Annotated in this window: 14 protein-coding genes; 2 read left to right on the top strand and 12 right to left on the bottom strand. The window is 72.4% G+C overall.

Annotated elements, in window-relative coordinates:
• Nucleotides 1–1323 (top strand): TetR/AcrR family transcriptional regulator, encoded by a 1323-nt coding sequence (locus tag L3X23_RS07370; RefSeq protein ID WP_237191349.1) that lies wholly within the window; start codon nt 1–3, stop codon nt 1321–1323.
• A gap of 26 nt (nt 1324–1349) precedes the next feature.
• Here the strand turns inward: L3X23_RS07370 and L3X23_RS07365 are convergent, their stop codons facing one another.
• The 3 genes from L3X23_RS07365 to L3X23_RS07355 are packed head-to-tail and all read right to left on the bottom strand — an operon-like array spanning nt 1350 to nt 3554.
• Nucleotides 1350–2306, bottom strand: coding sequence for an ABC transporter permease subunit (locus L3X23_RS07365; RefSeq protein WP_237191348.1), 957 nt, complete (start codon nt 2304–2306; stop codon nt 1350–1352).
• A complete protein-coding gene (locus L3X23_RS07360) occupies nt 2303–3160 on the bottom strand; it encodes an ATP-binding cassette domain-containing protein (protein WP_237191347.1) in 858 nt (285 codons plus the stop codon). Before L3X23_RS07360 ends, L3X23_RS07365 begins: the two co-directional genes overlap by 4 nt.
• A complete protein-coding gene (locus L3X23_RS07355; RefSeq protein ID WP_237191346.1) occupies nt 3153–3554 on the bottom strand; it encodes a GntR family transcriptional regulator in 402 nt (133 codons plus the stop codon). The genes L3X23_RS07360 and L3X23_RS07355 overlap by 8 nt, the downstream gene beginning before the upstream one ends.
• Before the next feature lie 63 nt (nt 3555–3617).
• Here L3X23_RS07355 and L3X23_RS07350 point away from each other — a divergent pair, with 63 nt between their 5' ends.
• Nucleotides 3618–4658, top strand: a complete 1041-nt coding sequence (locus tag L3X23_RS07350; RefSeq protein ID WP_237191344.1) for an amidase family protein — start codon at nt 3618–3620, stop codon at nt 4656–4658.
• A 269-nt stretch (nt 4659–4927) separates the two neighbouring features.
• Here the strand turns inward: L3X23_RS07350 and L3X23_RS07345 are convergent, their stop codons facing one another.
• The 9 genes from L3X23_RS07345 to L3X23_RS07305 form a co-directional block, all read right to left on the bottom strand.
• Nucleotides 4928–6469, bottom strand: a complete 1542-nt coding sequence (locus tag L3X23_RS07345; RefSeq protein WP_237191343.1) for an amidase — start codon at nt 6467–6469, stop codon at nt 4928–4930.
• Nucleotides 6470–6945: 476 nt separating this feature from the next.
• Nucleotides 6946–7377 carry a PaaI family thioesterase gene (locus L3X23_RS07340; RefSeq protein WP_237191342.1) on the bottom strand — a complete coding sequence of 144 codons (432 nt, stop codon included), beginning with the start codon at nt 7375–7377 and terminating at the stop codon, nt 6946–6948.
• Entirely contained in the window at nt 7374–8954 is a 1581-nt protein-coding gene (locus L3X23_RS07335; RefSeq protein ID WP_237191341.1) for a fatty acyl-AMP ligase, read from the bottom strand. The genes L3X23_RS07340 and L3X23_RS07335 overlap by 4 nt, the downstream gene beginning before the upstream one ends.
• Nucleotides 8951–9634, bottom strand: a complete 684-nt coding sequence (locus L3X23_RS07330; RefSeq protein WP_237191340.1) for a thioesterase II family protein — start codon at nt 9632–9634, stop codon at nt 8951–8953. The genes L3X23_RS07335 and L3X23_RS07330 overlap by 4 nt, the downstream gene beginning before the upstream one ends.
• Entirely contained in the window at nt 9631–10761 is a 1131-nt protein-coding gene (locus L3X23_RS07325; RefSeq protein ID WP_237191339.1) for a cytochrome P450, read from the bottom strand. The genes L3X23_RS07330 and L3X23_RS07325 overlap by 4 nt, the downstream gene beginning before the upstream one ends.
• A complete protein-coding gene (locus L3X23_RS07320; protein ID WP_237191338.1) occupies nt 10758–11558 on the bottom strand; it encodes a cyclopropane-fatty-acyl-phospholipid synthase family protein in 801 nt (266 codons plus the stop codon). The genes L3X23_RS07325 and L3X23_RS07320 overlap by 4 nt, the downstream gene beginning before the upstream one ends.
• Nucleotides 11555–11806, bottom strand: coding sequence for an acyl carrier protein (locus L3X23_RS07315; RefSeq protein ID WP_237191337.1), 252 nt, complete (start codon nt 11804–11806; stop codon nt 11555–11557). Before L3X23_RS07315 ends, L3X23_RS07320 begins: the two co-directional genes overlap by 4 nt.
• Nucleotides 11803–12738: an acyl-CoA desaturase gene (locus L3X23_RS07310; protein ID WP_237191336.1), complete on the bottom strand. Its 936-nt coding sequence runs from the start codon at nt 12736–12738 to the stop codon at nt 11803–11805. The genes L3X23_RS07315 and L3X23_RS07310 overlap by 4 nt, the downstream gene beginning before the upstream one ends.
• A complete protein-coding gene (locus tag L3X23_RS07305; RefSeq protein WP_237191335.1) occupies nt 12735–14102 on the bottom strand; it encodes an acetyl/propionyl/methylcrotonyl-CoA carboxylase subunit alpha in 1368 nt (455 codons plus the stop codon). Before L3X23_RS07305 ends, L3X23_RS07310 begins: the two co-directional genes overlap by 4 nt.
• Between the last annotated feature and the right edge of the window lie 5 nt (nt 14103–14107).

The following is a 14107-nucleotide window of genomic DNA, read 5'->3' as shown; positions in this document are numbered from 1 at the left end:
GTGGCGAGTCCCGGTCGGGCCGGGCTCGGGGCCGACGCCGCCGAGCCCGGACCGCGGCGGCGCCCCGCGTCGGGGGGCAAGTCCGCCAGGACCCGACAGCGCATCCTGGACGCCACGGCGACCGTCCTCGCGGAGCGGGGGTACGCGGGGACGCGGCTGAGCGACGTGGCGGCGCTCGCCGAGCTGCGCGCGCCCGCGGTGTACTACTACTTCGACTCCCGCGAGCAGCTCGTCGAGGAGGTGGTCACCACGGGGATGGTGCGCAACCTCGACCACGTGCGCACCGCGCTCGCGGGCATGCCCGCCGAGGCCTCCGGACTCGAGCGGATCGCCCGCGCGGTGGAGGCGCACCTGCAGGCCGTGCTGCGGCTCTCCGACTACACGCGGGCGGCGATCCGGTCGTCCTCGCAGCTGCCGCCCGCGATGCGCGAGCGGCACCTGCGCGCGCAACAACGCTACGTCGACGTGTGGCGGGACCTGCTGGGAGCGGCTCGCGAGTCCGGGGAGATCGCGTCCGACCTCGACGTCGGCGCAGCCCGGATGCTGCTCCTGGGGGCCCTCAACTGGTCGACCGAGTGGTGGAACCCGAGACAGGGCTCGTTGCGCGCGATCGTGCGCACCGCGCAGCACGTGATCTGCGCCGGGCTGGCGGGACCCGGCGCGGGCGGGCCGTCCGCGGACCTCCCGGCGCTGCTGCCGCCGGTCCCCGCCGAGCCTGCGGACCCGGGCACCCGCGAGCGCATCCTCGACGCCGCGGCGGTGGTCCTGAACCGCCGGGGCTACGCGGGTACCCGGCTCGCCGACATCGGTGCGGTCGCGGGCCTGCAGGCGCCCGCGATCTACTACTACTTCGGGTCCCGGGACGACGTGATCGAGGAGGTCGTCCAGGTCGGGCTCCGCCGCACCATGGCCCACGTCACCGGTTCGCTGGACGCGCTGGGCGCGGGCGCCCCTCCCGCCGCCCGGATCGCCACCGCGGTCCGTGCCCACCTGGAGATCGTCGTGCGGGACTCGGGGTACGCGGCCGCCGCCATCCGGAACGCCGGGCAGCTTCCGCCGGACATCCGCCGCGTCCAGCTGCTGGACCAGCACCGCTACGCGGCGGTGTGGCGCGCGCTGCTCGAGTCGGCGTCGGCGGCGGGCGTGCTCGCCGACGGGATCGACACCCGCGCGGCCCGGATGCTCGTCATCGGCGCGTTGAACGGGGCGCCGGACTGGTGGCGTGCGGGTCGCGGCTCGCTGTCGGACACCGTGGAGACCGCGCAACGCCTCGTGTGCCGCGGCCTGCTCTCCGGCAGTGCCACACGGTCGGCCGCACCCTGAGCCTCCTCGCGGTACCCCTGGGGGGCTCATCCCAGCCTGCGAGCTCGCACGTGGCTACCGGCGAGCAGCACGGCGGACAGAGCAACGGCGATCGCCGCTTGGATGGCCTGAAGCGGCCAGAAGTTCGAGCCGGGCTGGTACTGCAGCTCGACGGTGACGATGCCGGTGCGCTCCAGGCAGGCGGCGTAGTCCTCGCTCGGCTCGCAGTCCACCCCGACGGTGCGCAGCGGGACCTCCGCGCCCGCCGCGTCGCGGAACACGAAGGCGCCGGGCATCCCGTCGACGTCCACGACACCACCACCGGCGTACTCCTGGACCGGGACCGCGAGCACCGCCGGTGGGAGCAGGTCGTAACGGGTGTACAGCAGGGCCGCGCCGACCACGACCCAGCCGATCACCGTCACCACGACGACCGCGAGGCTGCTGCGCAGCAGCGTCCCCGCGAGCACGGCGATGGCGAACGACACGAGGGCCGAGGCGAAAGGCCAGATCCCCTGGAGGTCGTAGACGAGCGGCTCCACGCGACTCTGCTGATGGAGCACGGCGAAGGGCGCGAGCGCCCACGCCGCCGCCAGGGTCACGACCACCACCCCGGCCATGGCCGCGACAACGGTCGCGGCCACGTTCGCGGTCCACCAGCGTGCCCGGGTGGTCGACTGGGTCAGGGCGAACACGACGGTGCGCTCCTCGGTCTCGCGCGCGAACAGGGTCGCGGAGACGACCAGCCCGATCAACGGCGCAACGGCCCACGTCCAGAACCGCAGCAACCCACCCGGCCAGCGCCACGCGTTGCGCAGGTCGGTGACCGCAAGCCCGGACACGCAGTCCGGGCCCGGGTCGACGAGGCAGCCGCTCACACCGAGCCCGGCCGCCTGCGCCGTCAGAACCAGCCGCGCGACGACGAGCGCGACCACGGTGACCACGACCAACCCCGCGGCGACGGCGAGGGCGCTGCGCTGTCGCCGCCACACCAGCCAGGTCACGACGTGACCCGCTCTGCGGACGGTTGCAGGTAGGCGATGACCAGATCGTCCAGGCTCGGTGGATCCCCTCCGTCCGCCGATCCCTCGACCACCGTCACCGCGTGACGTCCGCTCGTGGTGCGGTTCACGATGCGTCCCGCCGGGGCCTCCGCGGCGGGCCCGGAGAGCACGCGATGGCGCGCGCGCAGGTCCTCGATCGCGCCGTCGAGCACCACCCCGCCATCGCGCAGGACGACGAGATGGTCACACGAGTCCTCGATGTCGGCGACGACGTGAGACGACAGCAGCACCGTCATCCCGCTGTCGGCGACCGCGGCCAGGACCGTGCCCATCACCTCACGGCGAGCCACGGGATCGAGCTCGGCCAGCGGCTCGTCGAGCAGCAGCAGGCGAGGGCGGCGGCCCAGGGCCAACGCGATCGCCACCCGGGCCCGCTGGCCCGCGGACAGCTCCGCGATCCGCCTGGACACATCGACACCCGCGGCGGTGATCAGCGCGGCGGCATGGGCCCCGTCCCACCGACCACCGGGGTTGAGCGCCGCCGCCGCCCGCAGCATCTCACCGACCCGGAAGCGCCGGTAGAGCGGTTTGTCCTGGGCGACGAAGCTCGTCCCCGGGGGCATGCCGACCTCGGACGGGTCCGCACCGAGCACCTCGATCCGCCCGGCCGTCGGCCGCGCGAGACCGACCGCCATCCGCAACAGCGTCGTCTTGCCCGCACCGTTGGGACCCACGAGCGCGGCCACCCGGCCCTGCGGCAACGCGAACGAACACCCCCGCAACGCCTCATGACGGCCGAACCGCTTCCCCACCCCGGCGACACGCAGCACCGCCCCGTCGTCCCGGTCATCCATCCGTTCGTCCCCCCTCGTAAGTGCGGTCGATCGCCTCGGCGACCAGCGCCTTCACGTCCTCGACCCCCAACCCCGCCGCTGCCGCCTCCGCCATCCACTCCCGCAACCGCTCACGCAACGCCCGGTCCACCGGGGAATCCGGGCGCGCCAGGGTCCGCAGCACGAACGTCCCCGCCCCCGGTCGCGCCTCGACCAGCCCTTCGCGTTCCAGCTCCCGGTACGCCTTCAGCACCGTGTTCGGATTGATGGCGGTCGCCTCCACCACGGCCTTGGCCGTCGGAAGCCGATCACCGGTCTCGAGCGCCCCGGTACGCAGCGCCTGCCGCACCTGCGCGACCAACTGCAGATACGTCGGCACCCCCGACCGCCGCTCGACCCGGAACTCCACGACCACCCCAAACAACTAAGATGTTAGTGGAATAGTGCATCACCGAGCGGGGCCGGTCAAACCCGGGAGGTGAGTCACCGCAGCGGATACGCTGATGACCTGCAGTTCGCAGCTGGATCGGAGCCCGCCGCCGCAACCCGTCGCGCATCCCCGCAGCCTGGTGCGGGATCTACGGCTACAAGCCCACCTCCGGACCCGGCACTACCCGGCGCCCCGGCTCGCGACCCCGCCCTCCTGCGCGCCTGGGCCGACGCGGCGCTCGACCCGCTCCCGGCCGCGAGTCCCCTCAGGACGGCGGCCTGGTCGACCGACCTCGGCTACGCCACACCCCGGCTCGACGACGAGGTCGTCGCCATCGCCCACGCCCGGGCCCGACAGCTCCCCGTCGCCCTGCACACCACGACGAGCCCACAGCTGCGCGACCCGCAGGTCGCGTGGTCGACCGCGCGCAACCCGGGCGCCTCGGCGGCCGAGCTCGCCGCGGCGGAGGGGAGCACGAGGTGGAATCGGGCCGAGCTCGCCGACCTGTTCGCCGAGGTCGACCTTCTCCTCACCCCCACCACCCCCGGTCGCCCACACGGACACCGCGGCCCGGGTGAGCACCTGGGCGTCGCGCTGACCTGGGCGTTCAACCTCATCGGTCACCCCGCCGCCTCCATCCCGGCCGAGTTCACCCGCGACGGCGCACCCGTCGGGCTGCAGCTGATCGCCCGACCACACGCCGACACCGCCCTACCGGAGTTCCTCGCCCGCCACTGTCCACCTGCACGAACTGCACGAATTCGGTCGACGCTCCTGAGGAGATCCGGTAGATCCGGACTCGTGCAGGCATTCCACTTCGTCCGCCAGTCGGATGGGCTCGTCTACCGGTTCGAGCGAGAGGCTGCCGACGTGAACGGTCGACCTTCGTACCGGCGGACAGACGGCGTTGCAACTTGCCGATGGCTCGAGGGGGAAGGGTGGTGTGTCGTCGACAACGAGGGCCGTCCGAACGGATGGCCGGTTGACAGTCCGTCGGACTCCGACACCCCTCCAGCGAGGTCTTGGCGTAGCGCGAAGGCCTGCCGCAGCCATCTCTACGAGTTGCATCCTCTGCAGGATGGGGAGTGAGTGAAGGGGTCGGCGTATCCCCCACCGCCCGGCCGGCTCGATGAGCCTGCGGGGTTCGACACTCGTGGCCGCGAGACCGGATCCAGCGAAGTCGGGGCGCACCAGAAGAAGGAGCGACTGATCGGTGACAGTCGATCCTCACTGAGCCCGCTGGTCACGACGCATCCTCGGCCGGGCGGCGGAGGTGTGGGCCGTTCGGTTGCGCGCGAGGAGATCGGATTCATGCCAGCCGCGTTCGTCACGAACTCGACCGAGTGTGCTGCCGAGTCTCAGGCGGGGGCGGCGACGGGTCCGGGCACAGGGAACCCGCCGAAGGTCTCCTCGTAGGCGTGGGCTGCACGCAGGACCGTCGCGTCGTCGAACCGGCGGCCGACCAGCATCATCCCGACCGGGAGACCCCCGGACAGTCCTGCCGGCACCGAGCAGGCAGGGTGGCCGGTGGAGTTGAAGGGTGAGGTGTTGGCGAGCATCCCCAGCGCGGAGCCCAGCCGCGTGGACAGGTCCGCCGAGCGGTCGGGTCGCACGCCGGCGCGGAAGGGCAGGGTCGGCATGACCAGCACGTCGACCTCCTGCAGCGCGGCATCGTAGGCTGCGGTGAGGGTCGGCAGGAGGTTCTGCGTCATCGCGTAGTACTTCCCGTGGCCGACGTCGAGGCCATACCGGCCGGCGAGGATCAGCAGGCCGAGGGTGAAGCCCATACGGCTGCCGTCGTCTCTCCAGCGCTGCCCGTAGTGCGCCATGAGGTCGGGGTCGTAGCGTCCCTTCCAGTTGAGTCCGTAGCCCGACAAGTCGATCATCTGCGACGCAGCGCCTTCGGTGGACGCGACGTTCCACAGGGCCGCTCCGTGCCGGTGCCACGGGATCGAGACCTCGCTGACGACCATCCCGGCGTCGGAGAGCGCGGCGATCGCGGAGCGGACAGTCTCGTCGGTCTCCGGTTCGGACTCGGGATGTCCGAAGCCTTCGGCCACCACGCCGACTCGCAGTCCCTTTCCACCCTGATCGAGGGCGGCGAGATAGTCGACGGTCTCGATGGAGGAGGGCTGGCGGGGGTCCTTGCCGTCGGTGCCCGCCAGGACCGACAGCATCAGCGCGGCGTCGCTGACCGTGCGCGTGATGGGACCGAGGTGATCGATCGTGGTCTCGATCGGGAACGCCCCGGTGTACGGGACCAGCCCCCAGGTCGGCTTATGTCCGACGAGCCCACAGTTGCTTGCCGGAATGCGCACCGAGCCGCCCTGGTCACCGCCGACAGCGAGGTCCACCACCCCGCCGGCCACCAGGGCCGCGCTGCCGCTGGACGAACCGCCCGCACTCCGCTCAGGCGCCCACGGGTTCTCCACGTCGCCGGTGCTGGCGGTGATGGAGGCCCCCGAGTAACAGAGGTCCTCGCACACGGCCTTGCCCGCGATCGTGGCCCCGGCATCGAGCAGTCGGCGCACGACGGTCGCGTCCTCGCTCGGAATGTAGCCCTCGATGGTGGCCGAGCCGTTGGTCATCGGCACACCGGCGACCGCGGTGTTGTCCTTGATCGCCACCGTTCGCCCGGCGAGTGGGCCGGTCGCACTCTCGGTGATGGAAGTGGTGACGTACCAGGCGTTGTACGGATTCTCCGCCGCGTCGGGACGCGTCCACGCCCGCTCCGGTGCGGTGGGACGCTCAGCCTCGTACAGCTCCTCGATCACGTCCCAGGACCCGAGGAGCAACTCGACGATCGGGGCGTACGCCTCGATGTCGGACGACGAGTGCGCCAAGCCGTACTGGCCTGCAATCGCTGCCAGAGCATCATGATCTGGAACAGGGATGGACATCTGGGGACTCCCGGCGGGCAGGGCCGAGCACGATGAGCGACGGCCGGTGTGGCGGCCACGATAAGGAGGCCCACTTGTTCGCGTCAACAAGTCATGACATGTTGACTCTATTCGTCACCTGACGATCCGGACTGCGGCGCTGGGGAGATGAAGTCCGTGTTGGTGCAGACGAATCCCGCTGCGGACCCCGGTCCGCAGCGCCCAGCCGGTCCAGCGTGTACCCCACCTGACCTTACCCCCGGTTTCCGGCCCAGCCCCCTGCCGCTCTCCCGAGGAGGAACCTGATCACCATGGTGCTGAGCGTGAGGTTCGACGACGGGCCGGCGGCCGGCCGGGAGAAGCGCTACCCCCGGCTCGACGTCGCGTTGCCCAGCCTCGCCTGGACCGGGGAGGACGGCCGGGTCCAGGCCGTCTACCGCCGCGCTGCGGACGGTCCCGACCTCGAGGGGTTCTGGCACTACCAGCGTCTCGACGTCTCAGGGCTCCACGTTGCGCATGCCGACCAAGGCGGTGGCACACAGGCGTTCGGTGTGGCCGTCGCGGGCGAGGATGTCGGCCGCGGCGACCGTGCTGCCGCGCCCCGCCTTCAGCACCCGCCCGCGGGCGACGACCGTGTCGCCGCGCGCCGGCCCGAGTAGCTTGACCGTGTAGTCCTGGGTGAGGGTCACCCACCCGACCGGCAACGGCGTGCCCGCCGCGGAACCGCCGGCGAAGTCGGCCAGGGCACCGATCACGCTCCCGGCGACGACGCCGTCGTGCTGGAGGTGCTCGGGCCGCACCGCGAGGTGGATCTCGGCCGTACCCGGTGCGAGGTGGCCGAAGGTGACGCCGAGATGGGCGGCGGCGGGCATGGTCAGGACCGCGGCTTGGACGGCGGCGGCGAAGTCGGGGTTCGGTGCGTCGATCATGGTCCGGTCTCCCAGGGTTCGAATCCGTCTCCGGCGTGGATCGCGGCCGCGGCGGCGCGGCGGACCTTGCCGCTGCTGGTCTTCGGTACCCGCCCCGGCAAGGTCACGACGAGGTCGGCGGACAGGCCGTGCTCGCGGGCCAGTGCCGCGCGCACGGCACCGGTGACCTCGCGCGGGTCACCGGTGCGGCGGTGGTCGCGCCGTACCTCCTGCACCACGACGAGCCGGTCGTCGACGGTGAATGCGGCCCCTGCTCCGGGCTGTAGCGCCGGGTGAGCCGCGGCGACGGTGTGCTCCAGGTCGGACGGGTGGTGGTTCCGTCCGCGGATGATCGCGACGTCCTTGATCCTTCCGACCACGTACAGCTCGCCGTCGACGAAGGCACCGAGGTCTCCGGTCCGAAGGAACCCGTCCTGAAGGTGCGGCGGCCGCCCCCAGTAGCGCCGGGCGACGGCGGGCCCGGCCACCGCGATCTCGCCGACCCCGCCCTCTGGGCGGGGCGCGCCGGTCTCGGGGTCGACGATCTTGACGGTCTCCCGCGGCAGCACCGCTCCCGATCCCACGAGCTCCTTCGCGCCGGGTGTCAGGAGGTTGCGCGCGAGGTCGGCGGGGTCCACCGCCACGGTGCGGGGTCCGCGCATCCGACCGGTGCCGGTGACGATCAGGGTCGCCTCCGCGAGCCCGTAGCAGGGGTGCATCGCCGCGGCGTCGAAGCCGTGCGGCGCGAAGGTCTCGGCGAAGGCGCGGACGGTCTCCGGGCGCACCGGTTCGGCGCCGTTGAAGGCGACCTTCCAGCAGCTCAGGTCCATCGTGGGGACGGGGCCGCGGGCAGCGGCCGCCACGCAGGCGTCGAAGGCGAAGTTCGGGCCGCCGCTGGTGTGGGCACGGTGGCGCGAGACGAGCTCGAGCCACAGCAGCGGCCTGCGAACGAAGGCCATGGGCGACATCATGATTCCTCTGGCGCCGACCCAGATCGGTTGCAGCAGGTTGCCGATCAGTCCCTGGTCGTGGAAGAAGGGTGCCCAGCCGACGACCGTGGACTCCTCGTCGTGGCCGAAGGCGGCGGCGATCATCTCCTCGTTCGCCGCGAGGTTGGCGTGCGTGACCATCACACCCTTGGGGTCCCCCGTCGAGCCCGAGGTGTACTGCAGGAAGGCGAGGTCCCTCGGGCGGGGCGATCCGGTGCCGGCCCCGAGCCGGTCGACGTCGAGACGGGGCAGGTCCGCGACGTCCGGTCCCGTGGACAGCCCGAGGACGACGGCGGGGGCACAGTCCGCGATCACCGCGGCGGTCGCGTCCTGCACCCGTCCGCGACGCGGCGGACTCACCGGGACCGCGACGACTCCGGCGTAGAGGCAGCCGAGGAACGCGATCGCGAACTCGGCACACTGCGGGAACACCAGCAGCGCCCGCTCCCCCGCTGGGCAGGGCAGGGCCGCCGCGACACCGAGGGCGAGAGCGTGCAGCTCGGCGTAGGTGAGGGTCCGAGTCGGCTCGCCACGTTCGTCGACGAAGACGTAGGCGGTCCGGTGCGGGGTCTCGTGGGCGCGGCGGGCGAGGATCTCGGGGAGGGTCATCCGAGGGCCTTCCCGATGAGGTCCGCGATCTCGACGCGGCGTGGCTGGTGGAAGAGGTGTTCGCCCTCGAACAGGTGCAGTGCGAACTCGCGGGTGACCGCGGCCCACGCCTCGACCTCGTCGAGCGCGACGAGGGGGTCTTGGGCGCCGTGGAAGGCGGTGACCGGGCAGGGCAGTCGCTCAGCGCTTCCGGCGTACTCCTCGGACAGGGTGAGGTCGGCGCGGGTGAGCGTGAGCGCATAGCGGAGGAACCGCGGCGGCCCGATGACGGCGCTGCCCAGCGCCTCGGCGAACTCGTCGTCGGGCAGGCGGTGGACGCCGCTGTGCCGGCCCCGGAGGTGCGGTGCGCGGCGGCCGGAGACGAACAGGTGCACAGGGGGCCGCCCGTCCGCGGTCAGCGCCCTGGCCAGCTCGTAGGCGATGACCGCACCCATGCTGTGCCCGTACAGCGCCACCGGCGGCAGCGCGGCGACCTCCGGGTACAGCAGGTCGACGGCGTCGGCGACCCGGGACAGCGGGGGTTCGGTGACACGGTCCTCCCGCCCCGGGAGCTGCGCGCGCAGCACCCCGATCGGCGGGTCGAACAGCCGCGGCCAGCGGGCGAAGGACGCCGCCCCTGCCCCGGCGTGCGGGAGGCAGACCAGCGGAAGGTCACCCGGCTCCCCCTTCAGCCGGGTCATCGCGCACTCACCACGGCCGTGAGCCGCAGGGCAACGGGGGCTCGGACGATCAGGCTCTCGGTCTGCCACCGCACCTCCCCGACGGGCGCGAGACGCGCCGCGACCACCTCGTCGAGGACGGCACGCGCCTGCATCTCGGCCAGCGCTCCGCCGAGGCAGCCGTGCATGCCGAACCCGAAGCCCAGGTGCGGGCCGGGGTCGCGCGTGGGATCGAAGACGTCCGGTTCGGGGAAGACCGCGGGGTCACGGTTGGCGCCGGCGAGGCACAGCAGGACGTGGTCGCCCGCGGCGATCGGCGCACCGCCGATCTCGACGTCCCGGGTGGAGATCCGCTTGGTCATCTGGAGTGGGGCGTCGAAGCGCAGCGTCTCGCGGACGGCCGCCGGCACCAGCGAGGGCGCGACCCCGTGCGCGTGCAGCACGGCGTTCGCGATCAGGGCCGCGCTCGTCTCGGTGCCCGCGACGAAGCACATGACCCCGAGGAGGGCGATCTCCTCCTCCGTGAGCCGGTCGCCACCGGAGGTCTGCACGAGCGTGAGCTCGCGCAGCAGCCCCGGCGCCCGGACCTCGGACAGGGCTGCGGCGAACACCTCCACGACCGCGGCGACCCGGGCGACGTCGTCGCCCCGCAGGGACCCGGGCTCGAGCAGCCGCCGCACCTCGTGCGTCCAGCCCGCCACGCGCGGGTGCAGCTCGGCGGGAAGGCCCAGCCACTCGCACAGCACCAGGACCGGCAGCGGGCCCGCGACCTCGGCGACCAGGTCCTGTGGGCCGGCGCCGATGAGCGAGCGGGCCAGGCGCCGGACCAGGGGTTCCAGCTCGGCGACCGCGGCAGGGGTGAACGCGCGGTTGACCAGGGCGCGCAGGCGGGCGTGGGCGGGGTTGTCGGTGAAGACCAGCGACGCCCGGCCCAGGCGCAGGATCCGGTCCGTCGCCCCGGCGTGCCGAGCGACCAGATCGGGGATGAGCTCGGCGCTGAAACTCCTGTCCCGCAGCACCGCCACGACGTCGGCGTGCCGGGTCAGCACCCACATGCCCAGGCTGCGCACCGGTGGCTCGGCGCGCAAGGCCGCGTACACCGGGTACGGGTTCTGCCGGAACGCGGGCGCGTACGGGTTGAACCTCATCCGCCCCACCGAGATCCGTACGGGCGCAGCGTGATCCGGTACAGCGCCAGCTTGCCCATCCGGAACCCGAGCGAGGACAGGGTGAGGTAGCGCTCGTACCGGCGCACCACGTCGTCGCCCACCAGCTCGCGTGCCTGCGCCCGGGCCGACTTCAGGCGGCGAGCCCACTGCCCGCAGGTCCACGCGTAGTCGAGCCTGCCGTTGGACAGTGCGGTGATCTCCAGGACGCCCTCGGCGGCGGCAGCGATCTCGGCGAGGGTCGGCAGCTCGGCGTCGGGGAAGATCTCCTGTTGCATGAACCTGCTGGCCTCGGTGGGGTCCATGTCCGCGTAGGCGATCGTCTGCAGTGACAGGGCTCCGCCGGAGAGCCAGTCCCGGCAGCGGCCGAAGAACTCCCGGTAGATCGCCACCTTGTCCGCACCCGGCGCCGCGAAGTGCTCGAAGGCCCCGACGGAGATGATCCCGTCGTAGGACTCCGTCGGCGAGTGGTCCCGCCAGTCCTGGACCCTCGCGTCGAGCCCGCGGTCGCAGGCGTACGCGGCCTGTTGCTCGGAGAGCGTCAGCCCGACGGCGGGGACGCCCGCGCGCGCGAGGATCGCCCCCCATCCGCAGCCGACGTCGAGGAGCCGGGTCCGGGCCCCGGCCGCCGCGAGGTGGTGCGCTAGCTTGCGTTCCTGGGCCGCCTCGAGCGAGTCCCGCCCCCAGGCGCAGGAGTAGCTCAGGGTGGGGTCGAGCCAGAGCCGGTAGAACTCGTTGCCGACGTCGTAGTGCCGGCGGATCGCCTCGACCGACGTCATCGCAGCCGCTCGTGCACGTAGCCGGCCACGGCGGCGACCGTCGGGTTCTCGAAAAGCTCCTCAGGCTCGATGTCGACGCCGTAGCGCTCCTCGACCTCGATGAGCAGCGACACCGCCAATGCGGAGTCGACGCCGAGGCGGTCGAAGTCCGCCTCCGGGTCGACCTCGGCGACGGGCAGGTCCAGCAGGTCGGCGAGGTAGCCGCGGCACCACTCGGTGATGGTGGGGACGGTCACGGCGCTGGTCACGAGGTGCTCCTGATCCGCCGGGACTCCCGGCGCTCGTCGGACGGGACCTTGAGGTCCCAGGCCCAGCCGATCCGGTGGAGGGCGGTGATCAGCCAGAACCCGGGGTCGAGGCGGTACCAGTCGAGCCCGAAGCTGGGCGACTCGGGAAAGGCGTGGTGGTTGTTGTGCCAGGACTCGCCCAGGCTGACGAGCGCGAAGATCCCGCCGTTGCGGCTGTTCTCGCGGGACTCGTAGGGCTTGGTGCCGTAGAGGTGGAGGAAGGAGTTGATCGCCCAGACGATGTGCTCCAGCACGAAGATCCGCACGAGCCCGCCCCAGAGCAGCCCCGACACCGCGCCCTGCCAGGACAGGTCGACCAGCCCGCCGATCACCGTCGGGACGGCGAGGCCGAGCAGGACCCACCAGTAGTAGCCGCGGGCGACCTTCACCACTGCCTTGTTCCTGATCAGGTCCGGCGCGTAGTGCACGACGTTGGGGTACTCGTGGCGGCGCATCCACAGGAAGTGCGAGTGGACCAGGCCCGCCAGGACGCTCTCGGAGAGGTTGGGCGAGTGCGGGTCGCCCTCCCGGTCGGAGTACTCGTGGTGGCGCCGGTGCAGCGCCACCCACGAGATCACCGGGCCCTGCCCCGCCATCGAGCCGAGGACGGCGAGCACGGCCTGCACCGCGGGCGTCGTCTTGAAGGTGCGGTGGGTGAAGAGCCGGTGGTAACCGACGGTCACGCCCAGCCCAGTCAGCAGCCAGCCGCCGAACAGCAACGCCCCCTCGGTCCAGCCGAACGGATGCACCCAGAGGAACGCCGCCGCGGCGGCGGTGCCGGCGATCGGGGCGATGTCGAAGAGCAGGAAGTGCCTGCGCTGGAGCTTGTGGATGTAGGGGCTGGAGATCGTCTTGCGCCGGGGCTCCGGTCGCTCGATCACGGCGTCGGTCATGCGGGCACTCCTCCTGTCGCGCGGTCCTTCATGCGGTCCAGCAGACCGGTGTCGTGGCGGCCGGCGCGGAAGTCCGGCTCGGCGAGGACGCCGCGCAGGAAGGGCGCGGTGGTCGCGATCCGGGGGCCTTCGATCCGGGTCTCGGCCAGGGCCCGGTCCATACGACGCAGCGCGGTGTCCCGGTCGGCGCCCCAGGTGATCACCTTGGCCAGCAGCGAGTCGTACTCCGGCGGGATACGGCGGCCCGCCGCGACGTGTGTGTCCACCCGCACGAACGGACCGCCGGGCAGCTCGACGGCGTCGAGCAGTCCGGGCGTCGGGGCGAAGTCCTTCGCCGGGTCCTCGGCGTTGATCCGACATTCGACGGCGACCCCGTCGAACCGGATCTCGTGCTGTGCGAACCGCAGCGGCTCCCCCATCGCGACGCGCAGTTGCTCGGCGACCAGGTCGATGCCGGTGACCGCCTCGGTCACCGGGTGCTCGACCTGCAGCCGGCAGTTGACCTCCATGAAGTAGTGGGCGCCGTCGGCGTCGACGAGGAACTCGACGGTCCCCGCCCCCTCGTAGCCCACCGCCAGCACCGCCCGGACCGCCGCCTGCCCGATCGCGTGCTGGGCCTCGGCGGACAGGCCCGGCGCCGGCGTCTCCTCCACGAGTTTTTGGTGGCGGCGCTGCACCGAGCAGTCCCGTGCGCCGAGGTGCACCCCGTCGCCGTGCGCGTCGCACAGCACCTGGATCTCCACGTGCCGGGCGGAGTCGAGGTAGCGCTCCACGTAGACGCGGCCGTCGCCGAACACGGCGGCCGCCCCGGCCCGGGTCCGCCGGTAGGCGTCCACGAAGGAGCCCGCCTCACGCACGACGGCCATCCCCCGGCCGCCGCCACCGGCGACGGCCTTGATGATCACCGGGTAGCCGATCTCGTCCGCGAGCGCCTTGGCCGCGGCGGGGTCGTCGATCGAGTCGGTGCTGCCGGGCAGCAGCGGCAGGCCCGCTTCGACCATCGCCGCACGAGCCGAGGCCTTGTCGCCCAGGCGCTCCATCACCGACGGCGGCGGACCGACGAAGGTGATGCCCTCGGTGGCGCAGACCTCGGCGAAGTCCGGGTTCTCGGACAGGAAGCCGTAGCCGGGGTGGATCGCGTCCGCCCCCGTCATCCGAGCGGCCTCGATCACGGCCGGTATGTGGTTGTAGCTGCGGCGCGCGGGCCCCGGACCGATCCGGACGGCCTCGTCCGCCTCTCGGACCACGGCGGAGCCCTCGTCGGCCGTGGAGTAGACCGCGACCGTGCGCAGCCCCATCTCCCGACACGTGCGCAGCACCCGAAGGGCGATCTCGCCGCGGTTGGCGATCAGAACGGTGTGCACGCCAC

This window comes from Pseudonocardia sp. WMMC193 (genome assembly GCF_021728735.1).
Classification (GTDB): domain Bacteria; phylum Actinomycetota; class Actinomycetes; order Mycobacteriales; family Pseudonocardiaceae; genus Pseudonocardia; species Pseudonocardia oroxyli.
Note: the sequence above shows the minus strand (reverse complement) of the source record. Positions and strands in the feature narration are given on the sequence as shown.

What these genes read in the sequence shown, in the direction of transcription:
- L3X23_RS07360 (WP_237191347.1), bottom strand. Translation starts at nt 3,160, where the DNA reads ATGGATGACCGGGACGACGGGGCGGTGCTGCGTGTCGCCGGGGTGGGG.
- L3X23_RS07345 (WP_237191343.1), bottom strand. Translation starts at nt 6,469, where the DNA reads ATGTCCATCCCTGTTCCAGATCATGATGCTCTGGCAGCGATTGCAGGC.
- L3X23_RS07340 (WP_237191342.1), bottom strand. Translation starts at nt 7,377, where the DNA reads ATGATCGACGCACCGAACCCCGACTTCGCCGCCGCCGTCCAAGCCGCG.
- L3X23_RS07335 (WP_237191341.1), bottom strand. Translation starts at nt 8,954, where the DNA reads ATGACCCTCCCCGAGATCCTCGCCCGCCGCGCCCACGAGACCCCGCAC.
- L3X23_RS07330 (WP_237191340.1), bottom strand. Translation starts at nt 9,634, where the DNA reads ATGACCCGGCTGAAGGGGGAGCCGGGTGACCTTCCGCTGGTCTGCCTC.
- L3X23_RS07325 (WP_237191339.1), bottom strand. Translation starts at nt 10,761, where the DNA reads ATGAGGTTCAACCCGTACGCGCCCGCGTTCCGGCAGAACCCGTACCCG.
- L3X23_RS07320 (WP_237191338.1), bottom strand. Translation starts at nt 11,558, where the DNA reads ATGACGTCGGTCGAGGCGATCCGCCGGCACTACGACGTCGGCAACGAG.
- L3X23_RS07310 (WP_237191336.1), bottom strand. Translation starts at nt 12,738, where the DNA reads ATGACCGACGCCGTGATCGAGCGACCGGAGCCCCGGCGCAAGACGATC.